5 protein-coding genes and 1 pseudogene are annotated in these 6367 nt (G+C 64.8%); 1 reads left to right on the top strand and 5 read right to left on the bottom strand.

Annotated features, from left to right (window positions below):
• Window positions 1-2255: pseudogene (locus EN750_RS41480) on the bottom strand (autotransporter outer membrane beta-barrel domain-containing protein); the annotation flags it as partial.
• A gap of 673 nt (window positions 2256-2928) precedes the next feature.
• Window positions 2929-3237 carry a hypothetical protein gene (locus EN750_RS41670; protein ID WP_164749439.1) on the bottom strand — a complete coding sequence of 103 codons (309 nt, stop codon included), beginning with the start codon at window positions 3235-3237 and terminating at the stop codon, window positions 2929-2931.
• A 109-nt stretch (window positions 3238-3346) separates the two neighbouring features.
• On the opposite strand from EN750_RS41670, the gene EN750_RS13860 reads away from it, so the two are divergent.
• Window positions 3347-3823, top strand: a complete 477-nt coding sequence (locus tag EN750_RS13860) for an NUDIX hydrolase (RefSeq protein WP_127396748.1) — start codon at window positions 3347-3349, stop codon at window positions 3821-3823.
• 4 nt (window positions 3824-3827) lie between these two features.
• Here EN750_RS13860 and EN750_RS13855 read toward each other — a convergent pair whose 3' ends face one another.
• From EN750_RS13855 to EN750_RS13845, 3 genes are all read right to left on the bottom strand, one after another.
• Window positions 3828-4676 carry a citryl-CoA lyase gene (locus EN750_RS13855; RefSeq protein ID WP_127396747.1) on the bottom strand — a complete coding sequence of 283 codons (849 nt, stop codon included), beginning with the start codon at window positions 4674-4676 and terminating at the stop codon, window positions 3828-3830.
• The gene (locus EN750_RS13850; protein ID WP_127396746.1) at window positions 4673-5857 is read right to left on the bottom strand and encodes a CoA transferase; all 1185 of its coding nucleotides are present in this window, start codon (window positions 5855-5857) and stop codon (window positions 4673-4675) included. The genes EN750_RS13855 and EN750_RS13850 overlap by 4 nt, the downstream gene beginning before the upstream one ends.
• Before the next feature lie 16 nt (window positions 5858-5873).
• The coding region (locus tag EN750_RS13845) for a tripartite tricarboxylate transporter permease (protein ID WP_189526194.1) at window positions 5874-6367 on the bottom strand (494 nt) is incomplete at its 5' end.

Below are 6367 nucleotides of genomic sequence, written 5' to 3'. Positions count from 1 at the left end.
AGGATGGCCTTCGCGCCCGCGCCGCCGACGTGGATGTCGCCCTTGTGGGTGACGGTAACCTGATCGCTCAGGTTCGCATCGCCGCCGCCGCCGCCGATCGCGACGCCAGCCGCACCGAATATACCGACCGCGACCGCACCGGCGCCGCCGCCATTGCCGCCGCCGCCGCCGATCGATTGCACGATGATACCGGCCGACCTTTCCTTGAAGGTCTCGACCGAACCATTATAGGTCGCATCGACCGCCTTGCCCGCGCCTGCCGCGCCGCCGCCACCACCGATGCCCAGATTGGCGATCGCGCCAAACGTGCCGACGAAGCCGCCATTGCCGCCACCGCCGCCGACCGATTGTACGACGAGGCCGATCGAGTCGGTGCCGCGCGTGATGATCGATGGCGGGCCGCCCTTGGCGGTGCGGAAGAACCCGTCGCCGCCATCGCCGCCGCCGCTGCCCCTGCCGCCGATTCCAACGCTCGCTCCGAAGAGGGCGCCTTCCACGACAAAGCCGCCATTGCCGCCGCCGCCGCCAAGCGATTGGACGACGATGCCTCCCGACCGGTCCTGCAGGGTTTCGACCGAGCCGCCGGTGGTGACGTCGACTTTCCTGGCGAAGCCGCCTGAACCAGCCGAGCCGCCGACGCCCACAGCCACGAGACCCGCGCCACCGAGAGCGAAGCCGCCATTGCCGCCGCCGCCGCCCACCGACTGGGCGAGGATGCCGATGGAATCGGTGCCGCGCGTCGTGACCTTGGCGTTTGCGATGTTGTAGGTGACCTCGTCTCCGTTGCCGGCCGCGCTGCCGCTGCCGCCGACCGAAACAGACACGATGCCGCCAAGCGCAAAGGCGCCACCGCCATTGCCGCCGCCGCCACCCACCGACTGTGCGAGGATGCCGATGGCCGAACGACCGTTGGTGTCGACCGTCGGACCGGTCGCGGCCTGGTTGACGTTGACGGCTCCGGCATTGCCGCCGGTTCCGCCGCCGCCGCCGATCGCGACAGCGACTGCCGGGGCGACCGACAGGGCAAAGCCGCCATTGCCGCCACCACCACCGACCGACTGAGCCAGAACGCCATGCGCGCCGTCGCCGCTGCCGTCAGCGCCAGTTGTTATCGTGCCGCCGACATTGGCGATGACAGTCCCGCCCTTGCCGCCGCCGCCGGCTGTGCCGCCGATCGACACGATGCCGGCTGCCCCGCCGCCGTCACCACCGCCGCCGCCGACCGATTCGACCAGCATGCCAATAGCACCCCGACCATCGGTGGTGATGTTGCCGGTGTTGGTACCGGTTGCATTGGCGCCATCATTGCCCGCGCCTCCTGTGCCACCGCCGCCGAACAGGCCGAAGGCGTCGCCGCCGCCACCACCGCCGCCGCCGACCGACTGCACGGCCATGCCGCTGGCGAAATCACCATGAGTTATGATGCCGCCCGAATTGCTGCCCGTGGCATTTCCGCCCAAAGTGGCGCCGCCGCCATTGCCGCCGCCGCTGACGACCCCGACGCCATCGGCGCCATTGCCACCCACACCACCTGCCGACCGCACCAGCATGCCATAAGAGGCCAATCCCGATGTTTCCACCTTGCCGGCGTTGCTTGCCGATGCGGTGCCGCCGGAAGCGCCATCACCGCCGTCACCAGCATCGACGCCGAGACTGACGATGTTGTCACCGCCCTGGCCGCCATTGCCGCCGCTGGCATTGGAGAAAATGCCGTAGGAGAAGTCGCCCGTCGTCGTGATGTCGCTGGTGCCAGACGCAACCGCGTTGGCGTTGCCGCCGGTATTGCGGCTTCCGGCGTCGCCGCCGAGGTTCGCGATCGCCGGCAGGGCGCCGCCGCCACTGCCGCCATTGCCACCGACCGCAGAAGCTTCGAAGCCATGATGTCCCGTGCCGATGGTCGACATCACAGCGTTGTTGAGAATGTCGACGGATCCACCCACGCCGCCATTGCCGCCCTCACCACCATTGGTTTCAATGGGCGTTCCAGCCAGGCCTTCGCCGCCGTCGCCGCCATCGCCGCCATTGGCAGTGCCGACAAATCCAGATGCGTTGACGTTTATCTGCGGAGCGTTGTTTACGGCTCCAGGGGTCGCATTTGTAATCGATCCGCCGGGATCGCCATTATCGCCATCTGCGTCAAAGCCACCAGGTCCCCTGTCCGGAGCATCCGGGCCGTTCTCGTCTATGACGAACTGAGCATGCGCCGCCGGTATCGGCGGAAAACCCACCAGCGCGGTGGCGCCGAGGAGGACCATCAACCGTCCGGCAATCACACCTGGCCGGCGACGGCGACCCGAGCCAGACGCTTCTTACGCACGTGCCACCGGTCCAAGTTTGAACAAAGTCCACGCTTGCGCCGCACGAAGCGAACAAGGCGAACTGCCGGGCAGCGCTTGGCGGGCAAGCCCTGCTTGCTGGGATACCTCTGCCACATGGGCATTGGCAGCATCGATACCGGAACCCGGAACCGCGAATGCGCGTTTGATGGCAAAGCCACCACGCTTTGAAAACAAAGCCATGCACTTACCCCCCGTTTTACGGGGGCGCGCCTCAATGCCTGCTTAAGGCGACGCCACCGCTATGCTCATGCAATTGCAATAAGGATGCCGGCACTGCGCAATAAGGTTCAATGCATTAAAACAGAGCATCCGCATTCCCACTTGCGGAGCTCTGACTCAATTAGAATACATGAACTTATGCCGGATGAAACCGAAAATTTACGTGCGGACACTGACTAAAGCCGCTGACGTTTCATAGTCGTCATATGACGACTATCTGCGGTTCACTGCTGGAATCGCAGAACAAAGCGATCGGACTGCCCGATTTCGTGATGCTCGACCCGCTGGCCATGGCATCGCCGCGCAAACGTCCTATATCAGTGGGCAGAGTTTTTTGCGCGGGAATGAGCGAATGTCGGCACTTCGGCCATCAACGATCTTCACAGTGGCAATGCTGGCCACGGCAGTGCTGGCGGGCGTTTGCCTGCCGGCTTCCGCGCAAGCGCTCAATTCCGCTACCGGCAACAATGCGCTGATCCGGCAGAACGACCTGCAAATCCTGCAAAACAGGATACAACGGCAGCAATATCAGCAGCAACAGCAGCAGTACCGCGCCCAGGACCGCCAGATCGTTCAGCAGCCGCCCCCGGTCGTGCAGCAGCTCAAGCCAAGCTGCCAGACCCAGATAATCGGCACCACCGCCGTGAGCAATTGCCGCTGACATCAAGGCGTTTTTCATTTATTTAGCCGACTTAGGTATTTCGAGTGTCTTTCGGCACATGCGAAAGTTTTGGTTTTGCAACGATGCCTTGTCGCGCTATGCGGCATTGCATCGACTGGATTGACGAATGGCAGCCACCAAGAAAAAGGCCGTACGCAAGGCAAAGAAGGGCGAGAGGATCCGCCAGGTGGCGGCTATTCCCTTTCGGCTGACCGCGCGCGGCGGCATCGAGGTCATGCTGGTCACGTCGCGTACCACCAGGCGCTTCATCGTCCCCAAGGGCTGGCCGATGAAGGGCAAGAGCGGACGCAAGGCGGCCACCATCGAGGCGCAGGAGGAAGCCGGCGTGCTCGGCAAGACGCTGAAGCAGCCGGCGGGTACCTATTCCTACTGGAAGCGGCTGGCCAATCGCTTTGTCCGCGTCGACGTCATCGTCTATCTGCTCGAGGTGAGTGAGGAACTGGCCGACTGGCAGGAAGCCAAACGACGCCAGCGGGCCTGGCTGGCGCCAGCCGACGCGGCCATGCTCATCGACGAGCCGGATCTTTCAACGTTGGTGAAGACGCTGAAGCTTCCTCAGCCTTTGCAGGTGGACCAGGCGTAAAGCCTCACTCGCCGGGCTCATCGCTTTCGGGAAACGACCGCACCGGCGTGCCGGTATAGGTCCACAGCCATTCGCGCGGCAGCGGCCCCTTGTTTCGCTCGGCCTGCTGCGACTGCTCCCAGGCATGCGCAAGGATGCCGACCGAGCGCGACAGCACGAAAAGCCCTCGCGTCAGCGCTGGCGGAAAACCGAGTTCGCCATAGATGACGGCGGTAGCGCCATCGATGTTGAGCGGTATTTTTTTCCTCTTGCGTCGCGCGACGTCCGCCTCGATCGCTTCTGCAATATCGGCGAAACGTCCGTTGACGGCACCGCGTGCGGCAAATTCGCGGGTCAGTTCCAGCAAACGCGGCGCGCGCGGGTCGACGGGATGGAAGCGATGTCCGAGCCCCGGCACATAGCCCTTCTCCTCGGCGAAGAACCGGTCGAGCCTCGCCGAGACCGCTTCATTCAGCGTCATCCCGGCATCGATCGCCACGGCAATGTCACCATAGAAGGAAAGCGCCTGCTCGCCGGCGCCACCGTGCACGTCGCCGAGAACGTTGATGGCCGAGGCCATGGCGCTGTTGATACCGACGCCGCAGGTTGCGGCCATGCGCGCAATGGCGATCGATGGCGCCTGCGGTCCGTGGTCGACGGCGGCTCCCAAGGCAATGCCGAGCAACTCTGCCTGGTCCTCGCTGGGCAGTTCGCCGCGCAGCATCAGCCAGATGACAGCCGGGAAGCTGACGCGGCCGATCAGATCCTGGATCTCGTAGCCGCGCAGCCGGATGACACCAGGCCGCATCTCTATGATGTCGGTCTGCCACCATTCCTCGCCGCGCTCACGGCCCGTCTTCTCCGTGTCGCTCATGCGCGTGCCTTTGCCTTGCCGCGGGGTGGCAGGTCGGCGAACACCTCGCCCATATGTTCGCCGAGCGCCGGCGGCGGCTTTGTCGGCAAGGGCGCCTCGCCATCGACCATGAAGCCGCCGCGCAGAACGGTCAGCGGCTTGTCCATGCCGGCCACATCATCAAAATTCGCGGTCACCCGGCGTTCGAGCACTTGCGGCTCGGCCAGCACTTGCGGGATCGTCAGCACCCTGCCGGCAGGCACGCCGGCGCGATTGAGCATCTCTTCCCAGGCAGCCGCCGAGGCGCCCGCCAGGGCGTCCTCAATTTCGACTTTAAGCGCCGCACGGTTGCGCTTGCGCGTCTCGCGCTCGGCAAAGCGGACATCGGAGGCCAGTTCCGGCCGGCCGATCAGCCGGCACAGCGCCACGAACTGCTCCTGCTTGTTGGCGGCGATGTTGACGAGCCCGTCGCCGGTGCGAAACGTACCGGAGGGTGCCGCAGTCATGTTCTCATTGCCCATCGGCTTGGGGTCGATGCCTGCGGTCAAATAGTTGGAAACCGGCCAGCCAAGCGCGGAAAGTGTGCATTCGAGCATCGAGACGTCGAGAAAGGCACCCTCGCCGCTCGTCTTCTGCCGCACCAGCGCCGAGGTAATGGCGAACGCGCCGACCAGTCCGCCAAGCGTGTCGGCCACGGGATAGCCGACCCGCAGCGGCGCCGTTTCCGGTGTTCCGGTGATACTCATGATCCCCGACAGGCCCTGGATGATCTGGTCATAGGCGGGATTGTCGCGCATCGGCCCGGTCTGGCCGAAACCCGATATCGCGCAATAGACGAGGCCTGGACGGACCGTCTTCAGCGCCTCGTAACCAAGCCCCAGCCGATCCATCACGCCCGGGCGGAAATTCTCCACCAGGGCGTCGGCGCTGGCCACCAGATCGAAAAAGCGCTCGCGATCGGCTTGCTGCTTGAGGTCGAGCACCACCGACCGTTTGCCGGCGTTCTGCGCCAGGAACGATGCGCCCATGCCGGCGCTGTTCAGCTTTGGCGAGCCGCCGAGCTGGCGGGCCAGGTCGCCGCCTTGCGGCGCCTCGACCTTGATCACATCGGCGCCGAGCAGCGCCAGCTGATAGGCGCAGTAGGGACCGGCCAGGACGTTGGTCAGGTCGAGGACGCGGATACCGGAAAGCAATTCTGTCATGGCATCATTGGATCGATCAGGCATCGCCGGGCACATGCTCCGGTCCTCGCCGACGCCGATGCTCGATGAAGGCCCAGATATGCGGGCTGGCGAGGCCGATGAAGGCGAGCGTCAGCAGCGTCAGCGACAGCTTGTGGGTGTAAAACACCGACCAGTCGCCATTCGAAATGGTCATCGCCCGGCGGAACTGGGTTTCGGCGAGCGGTCCAAGGATCATGCCGATAATGACGGGCGCGGTCGGGAAATCGAACCGCCGCATCAGGAAACCGGCCGCCCCCAGGAGATACAGGATGACGAGGTCGATGGGCGATTGCGAAATGCCATAGGTGCCGACCGTGGCGAACACCAGGATGCCGGCATAAAGCTGCGGCGCCGGGATTTTCAGCAACCGCACCCACAGCCCGATCAGCGGCAGGTTGAGGACGACGAGGATCACGTTGGCGATGAACAGGCTGGCGATCAGCCCCCAGACGAGGTCGCCCTGGGTCGTGAGAAGCAGCGGCCCGGGAT

Origin of the sequence: Mesorhizobium sp. M7A.F.Ca.ET.027.03.2.1 (assembly GCF_003999175.1) — a bacterium.
Taxonomy (GTDB): domain Bacteria; phylum Pseudomonadota; class Alphaproteobacteria; order Rhizobiales; family Rhizobiaceae; genus Mesorhizobium.
The sequence above is the reverse complement of the archived record's forward strand: the minus strand, read 5'-3'. Positions and strand labels throughout refer to the sequence as shown.

Bases quoted from the DNA above. Each gene is read 5' to 3' on its own strand.
- EN750_RS41670 (WP_164749439.1), bottom strand. From the start codon at position 3,237: ATGAAAAACGCCTTGATGTCAGCGGCAATTGCTCACGGCGGTGGTGCC.
- EN750_RS13860 (WP_127396748.1), top strand. From the start codon at position 3,347: ATGGCAGCCACCAAGAAAAAGGCCGTACGCAAGGCAAAGAAGGGCGAG.
- EN750_RS13855 (WP_127396747.1), bottom strand. From the start codon at position 4,676: ATGAGCGACACGGAGAAGACGGGCCGTGAGCGCGGCGAGGAATGGTGG.
- EN750_RS13850 (WP_127396746.1), bottom strand. From the start codon at position 5,857: ATGACAGAATTGCTTTCCGGTATCCGCGTCCTCGACCTGACCAACGTC.